The 15587-nt window shown below is 72.4% G+C and carries 15 protein-coding genes; 5 read left to right on the top strand and 10 right to left on the bottom strand.

Annotation, left to right across the window (positions count from 1 at the left end):
• Positions 1 to 61 precede the first annotated feature (61 nt).
• A complete protein-coding gene (locus ACFWBF_RS08070) occupies positions 62 to 277 on the top strand; it encodes a dodecin (protein ID WP_385230740.1) in 216 nt (71 codons plus the stop codon).
• 150 nt (positions 278 to 427) lie between these two features.
• Here the strand turns inward: ACFWBF_RS08070 and ACFWBF_RS08065 are convergent, their stop codons facing one another.
• A complete protein-coding gene (locus ACFWBF_RS08065) occupies positions 428 to 922 on the bottom strand; it encodes a hypothetical protein (protein WP_385596958.1) in 495 nt (164 codons plus the stop codon).
• Positions 923 to 996: 74 nt separating this feature from the next.
• Between ACFWBF_RS08065 and ACFWBF_RS08060 the strand changes: the two genes are divergently transcribed.
• Positions 997 to 2001, top strand: a complete 1005-nt coding sequence (locus ACFWBF_RS08060) for an LLM class flavin-dependent oxidoreductase (protein ID WP_385596955.1) — start codon at positions 997 to 999, stop codon at positions 1999 to 2001.
• A 41-nt stretch (positions 2002 to 2042) separates the two neighbouring features.
• Positions 2043 to 4538 (top strand): ABC transporter, encoded by a 2496-nt coding sequence (locus ACFWBF_RS08055; RefSeq protein WP_385596953.1) that lies wholly within the window; start codon positions 2043 to 2045, stop codon positions 4536 to 4538.
• Between the two features lie 65 nt (positions 4539 to 4603).
• On the opposite strand, the gene ACFWBF_RS08050 is transcribed toward ACFWBF_RS08055, so the two are convergent.
• The 6 genes from ACFWBF_RS08050 to ACFWBF_RS08025 form a co-directional block, all read right to left on the bottom strand.
• Positions 4604 to 4969, bottom strand: a complete 366-nt coding sequence (locus tag ACFWBF_RS08050; RefSeq protein WP_385596950.1) for a cupin domain-containing protein — start codon at positions 4967 to 4969, stop codon at positions 4604 to 4606.
• A gap of 72 nt (positions 4970 to 5041) precedes the next feature.
• Complete coding sequence (locus tag ACFWBF_RS08045; protein ID WP_385596948.1) at positions 5042 to 5686, bottom strand: hypothetical protein; 645 nt, start codon at positions 5684 to 5686, stop codon at positions 5042 to 5044.
• Positions 5687 to 5722: 36 nt separating this feature from the next.
• On the bottom strand, positions 5723 to 5923 hold the full coding sequence (locus ACFWBF_RS08040) for a hypothetical protein (RefSeq protein ID WP_385596946.1): 201 nt from the start codon (positions 5921 to 5923) through the stop codon (positions 5723 to 5725).
• Between the two features lie 129 nt (positions 5924 to 6052).
• Positions 6053 to 6799: a succinate dehydrogenase/fumarate reductase iron-sulfur subunit gene (locus ACFWBF_RS08035; protein WP_385596943.1), complete on the bottom strand. Its 747-nt coding sequence runs from the start codon at positions 6797 to 6799 to the stop codon at positions 6053 to 6055.
• Complete coding sequence (locus tag ACFWBF_RS08030; protein ID WP_385596940.1) at positions 6796 to 8748, bottom strand: fumarate reductase/succinate dehydrogenase flavoprotein subunit; 1953 nt, start codon at positions 8746 to 8748, stop codon at positions 6796 to 6798. The genes ACFWBF_RS08035 and ACFWBF_RS08030 overlap by 4 nt, the downstream gene beginning before the upstream one ends.
• Before the next feature lie 2 nt (positions 8749 to 8750).
• Positions 8751 to 9455, bottom strand: a complete 705-nt coding sequence (locus tag ACFWBF_RS08025) for a succinate dehydrogenase (RefSeq protein WP_385596937.1) — start codon at positions 9453 to 9455, stop codon at positions 8751 to 8753.
• Positions 9456 to 9549: 94 nt separating this feature from the next.
• On the opposite strand from ACFWBF_RS08025, the gene ACFWBF_RS08020 reads away from it, so the two are divergent.
• Complete coding sequence (locus ACFWBF_RS08020; RefSeq protein WP_385596934.1) at positions 9550 to 10428, top strand: LysR family transcriptional regulator; 879 nt, start codon at positions 9550 to 9552, stop codon at positions 10426 to 10428.
• On the opposite strand, the gene ACFWBF_RS08015 is transcribed toward ACFWBF_RS08020, so the two are convergent.
• Positions 10429 to 11094, bottom strand: a complete 666-nt coding sequence (locus ACFWBF_RS08015) for a TetR/AcrR family transcriptional regulator (protein WP_385596931.1) — start codon at positions 11092 to 11094, stop codon at positions 10429 to 10431.
• A gap of 105 nt (positions 11095 to 11199) precedes the next feature.
• On the opposite strand from ACFWBF_RS08015, the gene ACFWBF_RS08010 reads away from it, so the two are divergent.
• The gene (locus ACFWBF_RS08010) at positions 11200 to 12267 is read left to right on the top strand and encodes an FAD-dependent monooxygenase (protein ID WP_385596928.1); all 1068 of its coding nucleotides are present in this window, start codon (positions 11200 to 11202) and stop codon (positions 12265 to 12267) included.
• Between the two features lie 91 nt (positions 12268 to 12358).
• Here ACFWBF_RS08010 and ACFWBF_RS08005 read toward each other — a convergent pair whose 3' ends face one another.
• Both ACFWBF_RS08005 and ACFWBF_RS08000 read right to left on the bottom strand, forming a co-directional pair.
• The gene (locus ACFWBF_RS08005) at positions 12359 to 14521 is read right to left on the bottom strand and encodes a putative bifunctional diguanylate cyclase/phosphodiesterase (protein WP_385597104.1); all 2163 of its coding nucleotides are present in this window, start codon (positions 14519 to 14521) and stop codon (positions 12359 to 12361) included.
• Positions 14522 to 14595: 74 nt separating this feature from the next.
• Positions 14596 to 15426: an SAM-dependent methyltransferase gene (locus tag ACFWBF_RS08000; RefSeq protein ID WP_385596925.1), complete on the bottom strand. Its 831-nt coding sequence runs from the start codon at positions 15424 to 15426 to the stop codon at positions 14596 to 14598.
• Positions 15427 to 15587 lie beyond the last annotated feature (161 nt).

The raw sequence follows: 15587 nt of genomic DNA, 5'->3' as shown, positions 1-15587 counted from the left end.
ACCCGGACTTACTGGGGCACCGTGGAACAAGGCAAAAGCCCCCCAGGGTCGGGAGACCTCCATGTCCAATCACACGTACCGGGTCACCGAGATCGTCGGCACCTCCCACGAGGGCATCGATCAAGCCATCCGCAACGGCGTCGCCCGCGCGGGCGAGACGCTCCACAACCTTGACTGGCTCGAGGTGATCCAGATCCGCGGGCACATCGAGAACGGCGAGATCGCGCACTACCAGGTCGGCCTGAAGGTCGGATTCCGCCTCGACGGCGAGAACTGAGGCAGGGCGGGGCGGGGGCGAGCCCGGGGCCGGGACCGCGGCAACGGCCAGGGCCGGGCTGAGACCGGGGCTTCCCTCGTGGCGCCCCGGGCGCAGCCCTACGTCCGGCGTCTGGGTCCGACGTCTGGTGCATCAGGTGCCTCAGGTGCCTCAGGTGCGGCCCTCGCCCTCCTGGGCGGTCTTCAGCTCCGGCGCGTCCGCCGCCCAGTCCGCCAGGACCACCCGGAAACCGGCCGCACGGGCCGCCTGGCACACCAGCTCGTCGTCGTCCACGAGCATCCGCACCTCCCGCCCCCGGGAGATCCGCTTCAGCACCTCCAGCTTCGTGGTCCGGGCCGGCCGCCGGTCCTGGTTCCCGCGCATCCACAGCCTGCCCTCGGGCAGCCCGTGCCGCGCCAGCCATTCGGCCGTGTCCGCGCGGCACCGCTCCGGACGGCCGGTCAGGTACACCACCTCGCAGTCCGCGGCGCTCTCCACCGCCAGGGCGATCCCGCGCGCGAGCGGCGGATCGGCCGGGGCCGCCCCGAAGAAGCCCTCCCAGTCCCGGGGCCGGCGCTCGAGGAAGTGCTGGCGGTGATCGGTGTCGGCCAGGGTGTTGTCGATGTCGAAGACGGCCAGCGCCCGACGGTTGTTGATCTCACTCATGGGCCCCAGCGTAGGCAGCGCCCCGGCCCGCACACGGGGAATCCCCGGGGCCGGCGGGCGTTGAGCACTGTGTGATGCGAAAACTCTCGATACTCGACCGGTCCCGCACCCGCGAGGGCCACCCCGCCCCGCAGGCCCTTCGGGACACCGTGGAGCTGGCCCGCAGGGCGGACGCGCTCGGCTACCACCGCTTCTGGGTGTCGGAGCACCACAGCGTCCCCGGAGTCGCGGGCTCCGCGCCGACCGTGCTGGCCGCCGCCGTCGCCGGAGCGACCCGGCGGATCCGCGTCGGCACCGGCGGGGTGATGCTGCCCAACCACCAGCCGCTGGTGGTCGCGGAGCAGTTCGGCGTCCTGGAGTCGCTGTTCCCCGGCCGGATCGACATGGGGCTCGGCCGCTCCGTCGGCTTCACCGGTGGGATCCGGCGCGCCCTGGGCCGCGACACCGGGGACGCCGACCGGTTCGAGGAGCAGGTGGCCGAGCTGCTGGGCTGGCTCGACGGCACCCAGCGCGCGCATCCCGAGGTCCACGCCCGGCCCGCCGAGGGGCTGCGGATCCCCGCCTACGTGCTGGCCACCGGCGAGGGCGCCGGGATCGCGGCGCGCGCCGGGCTGCCGCTGGTGGTGGGCGATCTGCGCACGCGCGCCCGGGTGGCGGAGATCATCGAGGGCTACCGCAAGGAGTTCCGGCCCTCCGCCCGGGGCGCGGAGCCGTACGTGGTCGTCTCCGGGTCGGTCGCGGTCGCCGCCACCGCCGAGGCCGCCCGGCGGATCCTGGTCCCCGAGGCCTGGTCCCTCGCGTACTCCCGCACCCACGGCAGCTTCCCGCCGCTGCGCCCCGCCGAGGAGGTCGAGGCCCTGGCCATGACCCCCAAGGAGCGCGAGCTGTACGAGGGCGCCCTCGCCGGGCACGTCCACGGTACGCAGGAGCAGGTCGCGGAGCAGCTGGCCGAGGTCGCGGAGCTCACCGGAGCGGACGAGCTCCTGGTCACCACCTCGACGTACGACCGTACGGCCCTGCTGGACTCCTACGAGAGGCTCGCCCGCATCGCCGGAGCCACCGGAGCCACCGGAGCGTGACCCTGCGGCCTCGAACGCCGGTGCCCCCTAAAATGGGACGAATGCACGACTCCACGCAGGATGCTCCGGCCGACCCGACCGTTCCCCCCGGCCCGATCGTTCCCGCCGGCCCCTCGGGTCCCGCGCCCCACGACCCGTTCGTACGGGTCCGCGGCGCCCGGGAGCACAATCTGCGCGGGGTCGACGTGGACATCCCGCGCGATGCGCTGACCGTGTTCACCGGGGTCTCGGGCTCCGGCAAGAGCTCGCTGGCCTTCGGGACGCTCTACGCCGAGGCCCAGCGCCGGTACTTCGAGTCCGTGGCACCGTACGCCCGCCGGCTGATCCACCAGGTCGGCGCGCCGAAGGTGGACTCCATCACCGGACTGCCTCCCGCCATTTCACTGGAGCAGCGGCGCTCGTCTCCCGGCTCCCGCTCCTCGGTCGGGACGGTGACCCTGCTGTCCAACTCCCTGCGGATGCTGTTCTCGCGGGCCGGCACCTACCCGCCGGGTGCCGAACGGCTGGACTCGGACGCCTTCTCCCCCAACACCGCGGCCGGCGCCTGCCCTTCCTGTCAGGGGCTCGGCCGGATCCACCGCACGAGCGAGGAACTCCTCGTCCCCGACCCGCAGCTGTCGATCCGTCAAGGTGCCATCGCGGCCTGGCCCGGAGCCTGGCAGGGCAAGAACCTGCGGGACATTCTGGAGGCGCTCGGTCACGACGTGGACGCGCCCTGGCGGAAGCTGCCCGCCGCGGAGCGGGAGTGGATCCTGTTCACCGAGGAACAGCCGGTGGTGACGGTCCACCCGGTGCGGGAGGCCGACCGGATCCAACGGCCGTACCAGGGCACGTACATGAGTGCCCACCGCTATGTGATGCGGACGTTCGCGGACAGCAAGAGCGCCACCCTGCGGGCCCGCGCCGAGAAGTTCCTCACCGATTCGCCCTGCCCGGTGTGCGGGGGACGACGGCTGCGCCCGGAGGCCTTGTCCGTGACGTTCGCCGGCCGCACGATCGCGGAACTGGCGGCGCTGCCGCTGACCGCGCTGGACGCGGTGCTGGCGAGCGCGGGCGCGTCCGGGAGCGGGGACGGGGGCGGGGGCGGGGGCGGTGAGGCCGCCCGGGTGCTCGGCGAGGACCTGCGCTCGCGGATCGCGCCCGTCACCGAGCTCGGGCTCGGCTACCTGAGCCTGGACCGCACCGCGCCCAGCCTGTCGGCGGGCGAGCTGCAGCGGCTGCGGCTGGCGACACAGTTGCGGTCGGGGCTGTTCGGGGTGGTGTACGTGCTCGACGAGCCGTCGGCGGGGCTGCACCCGGCCGACACCGAGGCGCTGCTCGGCGTACTGGACCGGCTCAAGGAGGCGGGGAACACGGTGTTCGTCGTGGAGCACCACCTGGACGTGGTGCGGCACGCCGACTGGCTGGTGGACGTCGGGCCGCTGGCCGGGGAACACGGCGGTCGGGTGCTGCACAGCGGGCCGCCCGAGGCGCTGGCCGGCGTCAAGGAGTCCGCGACGGCGCGCCACCTGTTCGCGGGGCGGGCGCCTTCGGCCGAGGCCGGCCCGCCGCGCCCGGCGCGGACGGCGACCGGGTTCGTGCGGCTGAGCGGCGTCGACCGCCACAACCTCCGTGACGTCTCGGCCGAGTTCCCGCTCGGCGTGTTCACGGCGGTGACCGGGGTGTCGGGTTCGGGCAAGTCCACGCTGGTGGGTCAGGTGCTCGCGCAGACGGTCGCGGAGCGGCTGGCGGACCCCGGATTCCCGGTACGGCGCCTGGTGGAGGTGGACCAGAAGCCGATCGGCCGTACGCCGCGCTCCAACCTGGCCACGTACACGGGGCTGTTCGACGTGGTGCGCAAACTCTTCACGGCGACGCCAGAGGCGAAGGCGCGCGGCTGGAAGGCGGGGCGCTTCTCCTTCAACGTGCCGGGCGGCCGCTGCGAGACCTGCCAGGGCGAGGGCTTCGTGTCGGTGGAGCTGCTCTTCCTGCCCAGTACGTACGCCCCGTGCCCCGAGTGCGCGGGTGCCCGGTACAACTCCGAGACCATGGAAGTCCGTTACGCGGGTCTGAACATCGCCGAGGTGCTCGGGCTGACGGTGGAGGCGGCGACGGTCTTCTTCGCGGAGGTCCCGGCGGCGGCGCGCAGCCTGCGCGCGCTTGAGGAGATCGGGCTCGGGTACCTGCGGCTCGGCCAGCCGGCCACCGAGCTGTCGGGCGGCGAGGCGCAGCGGATCAAGCTGGCGGCCGAGCTCCAGCGGCTGCGCCGCGACCACACCCTGTACCTGCTGGACGAGCCGACGGCCGGGCTGCATCCGGCCGATGTACTGGTGCTGCTGCGGCAGTTGCACGGCCTGGTGGACGCCGGGCATTCGGTGGTGGTCGTGGAGCACGACATGGCGGTGGTGGCGGGCGCGGACTGGGTCGTCGACCTCGGTCCGGGCGGCGGCGCGGACGGCGGCCGCGTGGTGGCCACGGGGACTCCGGCCGACGTGGCCCGCGCCCCCGGCAGCCGTACGGCGGGCCACCTGGCGCGGGCTGTCGCCTCCCGGGATTGAGCCATCCGGAGCTCGGCCGCCCGGACCGGTGCGGTTCAGTGCGGTTCGGTGCGGTTCGGTGCGGTTCAGGCGGGCTTGGCGAAGTCCCCGTAACCCTGCCAGTCGAGGACCACGCACTGCTCGTCGCCGAGGACCCAGGCGTCGTGACCGGGGTCTATCTGGATGAATTCCCCGGGCTGTATCTCGACGCTTTCGCCGTCGTCCATGACGACCTGCATGCGGCCGCTGACCATGTATCCCACGTGGGCGGCCTGACAGCTGTCGGTTCCGGCGATGGGCTTGATGTGCTTCGACCACTGCCAGCCCGGCTCGAACACGGCCCGGCCCACCGGTCCGTGGGCGCTGTCGATCAGGTCGAGCTTGCCCTTGCCGTCCTCGAACAGACGCGTCTCATCCGCGGAATCGAAACCCTTGTGCACGATTCCAGCCATGATCATTTACCTCCGCGGCACACTGCCTGCCCCGAGTCCACTTCTCAGCGTACGCCCGTACCGCGGCGCCGCTCAGGCGTCGCCCGGCAGCAGGTGCTGCGGCACCTCCCGGAAGCTCCACGCACCTTGTTGACGGGTGAACATCCACACCAGGTCGTAGCGGTCGGGCCAGGTGGCGGGCACCCCGAGGACCCCGTGCACGCCCAGCGCCGCGATGAGGCGGGGGATGCCGGTGTGCTCCCAGCACACGAGTACGGGCATCCGAGCGGTGAGCACGGCCCGGCCGAGGGCGGGCTCGGCGCCGAGCGCGAACTCGGTGCGGACCGGCGTGTGCAGCGCCGTGCCCAGCGCCTCCACGGTCTGGCGGCACCGGGCGGGCGCACCGGCCTTGCCGCCGGTCGCGAAGATGGCCCCGGGGCGCGGCAGCGCGGCGCCGCGGGCCGGCGGGAAGAGGACGTGCAGCTCCTGGGCCCGCCGCCAGCCCCGGCCGGCCAGGAACCCGGGGTCCTCGTTGCCCTCTTCGTCCTCGCCGGTGTCCCCGGCGTACGGCTTCTCGGCGTGCCGGATCACCATGACCAGGGCGTCCTTGACCGCCCCGGGGCCGGAGGCCGGGCCGCGGGGGTGCTCCTCGGCGCAGCCGGCCACCGCGAGCGGGGCGAGGGCGGCGGCCAGCACGGTTCGGCGCCGCGGTCCGGACCCGGCGGGGGCTTGAGGCATGGGCACACTGTCACCCATGCCCGGGAGGGCGGCCGCTCACGGCACGACGGGCGCCGCTCCGATCATCCGATCGGCGGATGCCGAATCCCGCCCGGTGGGCAGGCTCGCGACCTCGTACGGGAAGGCGACGGGGAAGTAGGCCTCCAGGAAGGCCTTGAGCGCGCGCTGCTGCACCTCGGGTGACACCTCCTCGGTCCCGCCGGCGGACACGTACGCGGTGACCAGGTCCCCCTCCACCGCGCACCGGCGTGCGCCAGGATGCGCGGGTAGGTGCGTCCCGCGAGCGCTTCCACCATGCGGCGGGTCGCCCGCCGCGCGGCGGTGAAGACCTTGTCCAGCAGGCCTCATTCTTATGAAACGCACAGTTCAGCGGGGTCCTTTGCGGACCGCCCGCAGCCACTCCCTGTTCATGGCGGCGATCGACGGGAGGGGGATCCCCTTGGGACAGGCCGTGGCGCACTCCCCTGTCAGCGTGCAGCCCCCGAAGCCCTCGGCGTCCATGGTCGCCACCATGTCCAGGACCCGGGTCTCCCGCTCCGGCGACCCCTGCGGCAGCACGCCCAGGTGGTTGACCTTCGCCGAGGTGAAGAGCATCGCCGAGCCGTTGGGGCAGGCCGCCACGCAGGCCCCGCAGCCGATGCACTCGGCGTGCTCGAAGGCCTGGTCGGCGTCGGCCTTGGGCACGGCGGTGGCGTGCGCCTCGGGGGCGGAGCCGGTCGGTGCGGTGATGTAGCCGCCGGCCTGGATGATGCGGTCGAAGGCGCCGCGGTCCACGACGAGGTCCTTGACCACGGGGAACGCGGACGCCCGCCAGGGCTCGACGTCGAGGGTGTCGCCGTCGGCGAAGGAGCGCATGTGGAGCTGGCAGGTGGTGGTGCGTTCCGGCCCGTGGGCGTCGCCGTTGATGACGAGGCTGCACGCGCCGCAGATGCCCTCGCGGCAGTCGTGGTCGAAGGCGACCGGATCCTCGCCGCGCAGGATGAGGTCCTCGTTGAGGGTGTCGAGCATCTCCAGGAAGGACATGTCCTTCGAGATGCCGTCGACCTCGTACGAGACCATGGCGCCGGGGGCGTCGGCGTTCTGCTGACGCCAGACGCGCAGGTTGAGCTTCATGCGTAGCTCCGCTGGGTGGGGTGGACGTACTCGAAGACGAGGTCTTCCTTGTGCAGGACGGGGGCGGCGCCGGCGCCGCCGAATTCCCAGGCGGCCGCGTAGCCGAACTCCTCGTCCCTGCGGGCGGCTTCGCCGTCCGAGGTCTGGGACTCCTCGCGGAAGTGGCCGCCGCAGGATTCGGCGCGGTGGAGGGCGTCGAGGCACATCAGCTCGGCGAGTTCGAGGTAGTCGACGATGCGGTTGGCCTTCTCCAGCGACTGGTTGAACTCCTCACCGGTGCCGGGGACCTTGACGCGCCGCCAGAACTCCTCCCGGATCTCGGGGATCCGTTCGAGGGCCTTGCGCAGCCCCTCCTCGGTGCGGGCCATCCCGCAGTACTCCCACATGAGTTCGCCGATCTCCCGGTGGAAGGAGTCGGGGGTGCGGTCCCCGTCGACGGCGAGCAGCCGCTCCAGCCGCTCCCGGGTCTCCCCTACGGCGTCGCGCACTTCGGGGTGGGTGTCGTCCACGGCGTCCTGGTGCGGGTGGCGCGCCAGGTAGTCGTTGATGGTGGACGGGAGGACGAAGTAGCCGTCGCCGAGGCCCTGCATCAGGGCGGAGGCGCCGAGGCGGTTGGCTCCGTGGTCGGAGAAGTTGGCCTCGCCGATGGCGAAGAGTCCGGGGACGGTGGTCTGGAGGTCGTAGTCGACCCACAGTCCGCCCATCGTGTAGTGCACGGCGGGGTAGATCCGCATGGGGACCTCGTACGGGTTCTCCGCGGTGATCCGCTCGTACATCTCGAAGAGGTTGCCGTACTTCTCGGCGACCTTGTCCTTGCCCATGCGGCTGATGGCGTCGGCGAAGTCGAGGTAGACGCCCTGGCCGCCGGGGCCGACGCCGCGGCCTTCGTCGCAGACGTTCTTGGCGGCGCGGGAGGCGATGTCGCGGGGCACGAGGTTGCCGAAGGAGGGGTAGATCCGCTCCAGGTAGTAGTCGCGCTCCGCCTCGGGGATGTCGGCGGCGGCGCGGGTGTCGCCCTTGGCCTTGGGGACCCAGATGCGGCCGTCGTTGCGCAGGGACTCGCTCATCAGGGTGAGCTTGGACTGGTGGTCGCCGGTGCGCGGGATGCAGGTGGGGTGGATCTGGGTGAAGCAGGGGTTGGCGAAGTAGGCGCCGCGCCGGTGCGCCCGCCAGACGGCGGTCGCGTTGGAGTTCATGGCATTGGTGGAGAGGTAGAAGACGTTGCCGTAGCCGCCGCTCGCCAGGACGACGGCGTCGGCGTAGTGGGTGTCGACGCGGCCGGTGACGAGATCGCGGGCGACGATGCCGCGGGCCACCCCGTCCACGGTGATCAGGTCGAGCATCTCGGTGCGGGCGTGCATCTCCACGTTGCCGGCGGCGATCTGTCGGGAGAGCGCCTGGTAGGCGCCGAGGAGGAGCTGCTGGCCGGTCTGGCCGCGGGCGTAGAAGGTGCGGGAGACCTGGACGCCGCCGAAGGAGCGGGTGTCGAGGAGGCCGCCGTACTCGCGGGCGAAGGGGACGCCCTGGGCCACGCACTGGTCGATGATCTCCACGGAGATCTGTGCGAGGCGGTGGACGTTGGACTCGCGGGCGCGGAAGTCGCCGCCCTTGACGGTGTCGTAGAAGAGGCGGTGTACGGAGTCGCCGTCGTTGCGGTAGTTCTTGGCGGCGTTGATCCCGCCCTGCGCGGCGATGGAGTGGGCGCGGCGCGGGGAGTCGGAGAAGCAGAACTGGATGACGTGGTAGCCCTGTTCGGCGAGGGTGGCGCCGGCGGCGCCGCCCGCCAGGCCGGTGCCGACGACGATGATGCGGTGCTTGCGGCGATTGGCCGGGTTGACGAGCTTGGCCTCGAAGCGGCGGCGGTCCCAGCGCTCGGCGATCGGGCCCGCGGGGGCCTTGGTGTCGGCGAGGGGCTCGCCGGTGGTGTAGTTCGTGTAGGTGCTGCTCATGGTCAGCTCACCACTCCGGTCATGACGGCGACGGGTACGGAGACGAAGCCCGCGAAGAGGACGAGGGCCAGGGCGTTCGCCAGGAACTTCAGCGTCCGGTCGCGTCGGGCGCTGCCCTGGCCGAGGGTCTGCGCGGCGCTCCAGAAGCCGTGGCGGACGTGCAGGCCGAGGGCGGCCATGGCGACGAGGTAGATGGTGTTGCCGTACCAGGTGGAGAAGGTGGCGAGGACGTTCTCGTACGGGTGGCCGGCCCAGGCACGCTCGTTGACGGTGAGCGTGGTGAGGTCGAGCAGGTGCCACACGATGAAGAGCGCGAGGATGATGCCGCCCCAGCGCATGGTGCGCGTCGCGTAGCTCGCGCTGCGCCGCTTGTGGGCGTACTTCACCGGGCGGGCCTTGTTGTCGCGGCGGCTGAGCTGACAGGCGCACACCGCGTGGGCGACGACGGCGGCGACCAGGACCACCCGCACGATCCACAGGGCCCATTCGTGATGCAGGAAGGGCGCGCCGAGGGTGCGCAGCCAGTGGGCGTAGCCGTTGAACTCCTCCGCACCGAAGAAGATCTTCAGGTTGCCGAGCATGTGCACGACGAGATACCCGAGCATGATCAGGCCGGAGACGGCCATCACGGACTTCTTGCCGACGGAGGAGTCCCAGAGCGTGCGCGTGGTGGACGGCCGTCGATCCGTCCGCGGTGCCAGAGCCATGCCAGCGACGGTAAGGACCCGAGCCCCGAAAGGTCCAAGACATGATGAGGCTGATCTCGATAGGGATTGCCTATGGCGGGGTTAACCTGGGGCCATGCAGTTCCAGCAGCTGGTGTACTTCGTGGCCGTGGCCGAGACCCGGCACTTCACGCGCGCCGCGGAGCGGGAGCACGTGGCCCAGCCCTCGCTCTCGCAGCAGATCAAGGCGCTCGAACGGGAGCTGGGCGCGGAGCTCTTCAGCCGGGCGCGCGGCAACATCGCGCTCACCGACGCGGGCGAGGCCCTGCTGCCGCTGGCCCGGCGGATCCTCGCGGACGCGGACACGGCGCGGCTGGAAGTGCAGGAACTGGCGCAGCTGCGGCGCGGCCGGGTCCGGCTGGGTGCGACGCCGAGCGTGTGCACCGGTCTGCTGCCGGGCGTGCTGCGCGCCTTCCATGCCGCGCACCCGGGGATCGAGCTGCTGATCGAGGAGAGCGGTTCGCTGGATCTCGTACGGGAACTCGCACGCGGGGCCCTGGACCTCGCGCTGATCGCCCTGCCGCTGCCACCGTCGGCGCCGGCGCTGACCACGGTGGAACTGCTGACGGAGGACCTGGTGGTGGTCTCGTCGGCGGCGCTCCCGCCCCCGGCGGGCGGCCGTCCGCTGACGGTGTCGGCGCTGCGGGACGAGCCGATGGTGATGTTCCGCCACGGCTACGACCTGCGGGACCTCACCGTGGCCGCCTGCCGGGCGGAAGGGTTCGAGCCGATGTTCACGGTCGAGGGCGGCGAGATGGACGCGGTACTGGGCTTCGTGCGGGCGGGACTCGGCGTCGCGGTGGTGCCGGCGATGGTGGTGGACCATGCCGGCCCCGGCCTGCGGGCCACCCCCTTGGCGGGCTCCCCGCTGCGCCGCACCATCGCCCTGGCCCACCGCACGGACGTGGCTCCCCCGCGCGCGGCTCGGGAGCTCAAGCGCATCCTGGTGGGCTGATCAGGCCGGGAGCGCCTGCAGGGTCCGGTCGAGCCCTTCGGCCAGCATGCCGAAGGCGCGGTCGGCGTCGGCCACGGCGGCCGGGAGGGCCTCGTCCGCGCTCAGGCCCGATGCGACGCGGCGCCAGTTCTCCATGCCCAGCTGCCTGCGGGCGTCGACCAGTTGGCGCGCGGCGAGACGGGCTATCAGCGGCGGGGCGGACTCCGCTTCGAGGACGGCGGCGAGCAGCTCCACCTCGCGGTCGGTGTAGTGGGTCAGGCGGGACTTCAGGCTCGCGGTGGAGTGGAGCAGCCCCTCGAAGGCCAGGACGTCGGGGTGGTCGCAGATCCCGGTGATGGGGTCCCGCTCGGCGAGGGCCGCGAGGAAGTGCGCGTGGACGGCGGCGACCGGGCTCTGACCGGCGGGCCGGTCGCGCACGATGCGCGCGGCCTCGTCCTGGTGGTCGGCGAACCGGTCCAGGAGCAGGTCCTCCTTGCTCGGGAAGTACCGGAACAGGGTGGGCTTGGAGACCTCCGCCGCGGCGGCGACGTCCGCGACGGAGACGGCGTCGAAGCCCCGCTCCAGGAAGAGCTCCAGCGCCGTGGCCGCCAGTTGCCGACGGGTGCGGAGCTTCTTGCTCTCCCGCAGACCCGCCGTGTTGTCCGTGCGCCCCGTGTCCGTGTCCATGCTTTCACCGTACCACAGAATAGTGACCAGGTTATCTTTGTGACCGGGTTGCTTTTTCTTCGCGGAGCCGCTTTCCTTGGGACAACGACGACGAGAGGACCTCCGATGACCGACGTACTGATCGTGGGCTCCGGCCCGACCGGACTCACGCTGGCCTGCGACCTGACCCTGCGCGGCATCGCCGTCCGCATCCTCGACCGGCGCTCCGGACCGCACCGCGAGTCCCGGGGCAAAGGCCTCAATCCGAGCAGTCTGGAGGTCTTCGACCGGATCGGCGCCGCCGAGCCGATGTCCGCCGTCGGCACCCGGGGGCTGGCCCTGCGCAAGTACTTCGACGGTGAGCACATCAAGGACTCACCGTCCGGCGACGGCCTCCTCATAGGCCAGTGGCAGGTCGAGGAGGTACTCCGTGCCCGGCTCGCCGACCTCGGCGTCCAGGTCGAGTACGAGGCCGGGGTCGCCGGAATCAGCCAGGACGCCGACGGGGTCAGCGCGCGGCTGGCGGACGGCCGTCTCGTCCACGCCGGGTACCTGGCCGGATGCGACGGCGGCCGCAGCACGATCCGACAGCTCCTTGGGATCCCCTTCGAGGGGCACACCGAGGAGGCGGACACGATGGTGCTCGGGGACGTCACGGCGGCAGGACTGAGCCGGGACCACTGGCACCAGTGGTTCACCTCGGACGGCGGGGGGATCATGCTCTGCCCGATGCCGCGGACCGAGACCTTCCAGCTCCAGGGCTCCCCGGAGCTGGACGCGCAGGGGCAGCCGCTACCGCCCTCACTGGAGGGCTTCCAGCGGCTCTTCGACCGGCATGCGCGGGTGCCCGGGATCCGGCTGGCGGACCCGACCTGGATGTCGACCTGGCGGGTCAACGTCCGGATGGCTGCCCGGATGCGCGAGGGCCGGGCCTTCCTCGCCGGGGACGCGGCGCACGTCCACCCGATAGCCGGCGGCCTCGGAATGAACTCCGGGATCCTGGACGCGACCGCCCTCGGCCGAAGCCTGGCCGCCGCGCTCGCCGGGCCCGCGGGGGCCGGCGTACTCGACGCGTACGAGGCGGAGCGGCTGCCCGCGGCGGCCGCGCTGTTGGCCGACACCGCGGAGCGCCACCAGCGGGTCGTGGCCGCGGTGCGCGAGCCGGGGCGGGGGACGGAGGTCGGGCGGAACTGACCCGGCGGTTGTCGCCCCTGCCCCCGTCGCCCTCTCCCCCGGGCGGGCGCCGGCCAGGGGGCGCGCCGGCCGGGGGGCGACGGGCCGGCGGTCAGGCGGTGGGGACGGCGTCCGCCAGCAGCAGCGCGTGGATGCGGTCGGGGGAACCGGGGCGGGCGTAGTACCAGCCCTGGGCCGTGTCGCAGCCGAGGGCACGGAGCTGGGCCGCCTGGGCGCCCGTCTCCACCCCCTCGACCGTGACGGCGAGTTCGAGACTGTGGGCCAGGGCGACTATGCCCTCCACGATCTTGACGTCGACCGGGTTGGCCGGCTGCTGCTGCATCCCCTGGGTGAAGGAGCGGTCCAGCTTCAGGACGCTGACCGGCAGGCGGCGCAGGTTGGCCAGGTTGGAGTAGCCGGTGCCGAAGTCGTCGAGCGCGATGTCCACGCCCAGGGCGGCGAGCCGGCGCAGCGGTTCGAGGAGTTCGTCGTCGGCGCCGATCAGGGCCGACTCGGTGACCTCCAGGCACAGGGCGCCGGGGGCCAGGCCCGAGTTCTCCAGGACCGCGACCGTGTCGGCGACCAGGCCGGGGTGGTGGAGCTGGGTCGGCGAGAGGTTGACGTTGATCCGCAGGGCCGAGCCGCCGTGCTGGCGCTGCCAGTTGCGGGCCTGGCGGACGGCTTCCTCCAGCACCCAGCGGCCGAGCGGCACGATCAGCCCGGTGCGTTCCGCGAGCGGGATGAAGCGGTCCGGGCCGAGCACCCCGTACTGCGGGTGGGACCAGCGCACCAGCGCCTCCGCACCGTGCACGCTGCCGTCGTGCATGTGCACCAGGGGCTGGTACTCGATGAAGAACTCGCCGCGTTCCAGCGCCGCCGGGAGGGCGTTGGTCAGGCCGTGCCGGGTGATGGCGCGGGCGTCGGCCTCCGCGTCGGCGAATTCGAAGCGGTTGCCGCCGGCCGCCTTGGCCCGGTACATGGTGATGTCCGCGCTGCGCAGGACCTCGGCGGGGGTGCGCTCGCGGGCCGGTCCCTCGACGATGCCGATGCTGCCCCGGACCGTCAGCTCCCGGCCCTCCAGCCGGATGGGCGCGGACAGGGCGGACAGGATGCGGACCGCGAGTTCGGTGGCCTTCTCCTCGGTGTCGGAGCCGGTGGTCAGCGCCACGAACTCGTCGCCGCCGAGCCGGGCGACGACCTCGCCGGGGCCGGTCGCGCAGCTCTGGAGCCGGTCCGCGACCTCCACCAGCAGCCGGTCGCCCGCCGAGTGGCCGAGACTGTCGTTGACCGCCTTGAAGCCGTCGAGGTCCAGGTAGCACAGGCCGAAGCGGCTGCCTCCGGCCCCGCTCAGGGCCTTTTCCAGCCGCTCGAAGAAGAGCGTCCGGTTGGGCAGCCCGGTCAGTGCGTCGTGGGTGGCCTCGTAGCGCAGGCGCAGGTTCAGCAGCCGGCGCTCGGTGGTGTCCTCCATCAGGGCCAGCTGGTACTGCGGCACGCCCTCGGTGTCGCGCAGCAGCGAGACCGTCAGGTTGGTCCACAGCACGGTCCCGTCGTGCCGGTAGTACGGCTTCTCCACCCGGTAGCTCTCGCGCTCGCCGCGCACGAGCTCCCCGTACATCCGCCAGACGTGCGGGTGGTCGTCGGGGTGGCCCCACTCGCTGACGTTGCGGCCCCGGACGTGCCCGTCCATGCCGCCGAACATCTGCATCAGCGCGTCGTTGACCTCGAGGACGTTGCCTTCCAGGTCGGCGATGCCGATCCCGATGGCCGCGCCCTCGAAGACCGCCCGGAAGCGCTCCTCGCTCGCGTGCAGCGCCTGTTGGGCGTCGATGCGGGCGGTCAGCGCGGAGCGGGCGATGGCCTCCTGCTCCTTGAGGGTCCGCTCGCGCAGGGCGCGGGCGAAACCGGCGGCGATCCCGTGCTGGAGCCGGGCGCAGCGGGAACGGTACTCCTCGGTGCCGGCGACGCCGGAGCCGTCCGGGCCGCAGTAGAGCACCAGATACGACTCGACGACGCCGAGGGTGCCGGCCAGCGCCTCGGGGTCGGTGCAGTGCACGGCGACGAGTTCGGCCCCGACGCGCTGGGCGACCCCGGCGTCGAAGGGCCGGGCGTGGAGTGCCTCGACGAGCGTCCGGGTGAGCGGTACGAGGTGCTGCTCGAATTCGACCCGGGTGAGCGAGGTCGCCGTGACGGGGAAGATCGCCCGCCCCCAGATGGTCGCGAACCGCCCGATCCGGTCCTCGAGGCCACCACTGTGCGCGGCGGCCTCGGCCGCCACCGGGACCGCCGCGCCCTGGGGCCCCGGGGCAGCCGCCGCGGGAGCGGCCGGGACCGCCGTCTGTGCCGGGAGTCTCACGCCTTGCGTCCCGCTCCGGCGAAGCCCGAGAAGGCGTACGGGTCCTCCTGGACGTCGGCCACCCGCGGCTCCTCGGGGCCGTCGGGCCGCCAGTTGGGCATGGCCACGACGCCCGGTTCCAGCAGTTCGAAGCCGTCGAAGAAGCGGCTGATCTCCTCGCCGCTGCGCATGACGAGCGGGTTGCGGATGTCCCGGTAGACGCCCACGGCGCCGCCCGCCACGTCCTCGGAGAGGGGGATCCCCTCGTACGAGGCGTGCGTGAGCACCAGCATGCTGCCCGGAGCCAGCGCGTCGCGCAGCTCGGCGACGAGGGCGTACGGATCGTCCGCGTCCTCCAGGAAGTGCAGGACGGCGACCAACAGCAGGGCCACGGGCCGGTCGAAGTCGAGCAGCCGGGCAACCTCCGGGGCGCCCAGGATGTCCCGGGGCTTGCGCAGGTCGGCGGCGACGACCGCGGTGCGGTCCTCGCCGGCCAGGACGGCCTGACTGTGCGCGACGGCCACCGGGTCGTGGTCGACGTAGACCACGCGGGCCTCGGGGCTGGCGGCCTGGGCGATCGCGTGGACATTGCCGAAGGTGGGGATGCCGGAGCCGATGTCGAGGAACTGCGTGACGCCCTCGGCGACCGCGTGGCGGACGGCCCGGCGCATGAATGCCCGGTTCGCCTGCATGATCTTGGGCAGGCCCGGCATGAATTCCATGGCCCGGCGGGCGGCCTGGCGGTCGACCTCGAAATTGTGGGAGCCGCCCAGGTAGTAATCGTAGATGCGGGACACGCTCGGCACCGATATGTCGATGCCTGGCGGGGCCCAGGCGGGGCGCTCCATCGGGGTCTCCAAGCCGTAGTCCTGCGGTGGTCCGGACGAGGTCGGACTCCTGTCCGAGCCGAATGTACTGATCATTGCCCAACGGAGCGAGCAAAAGCGGAAATTGGCCATCCGTTCTTCGTCACACACCAAAGGCCTGTACCGCCCCGGACGCGAAGAAT

This window comes from Streptomyces sp. NPDC060028 (genome assembly GCF_042736725.1).
In the GTDB taxonomy this organism is placed as follows: domain Bacteria; phylum Actinomycetota; class Actinomycetes; order Streptomycetales; family Streptomycetaceae; genus Streptomyces.
The sequence above is the reverse complement of the archived record's forward strand: the minus strand, read 5'-3'. Positions and strand labels throughout refer to the sequence as shown.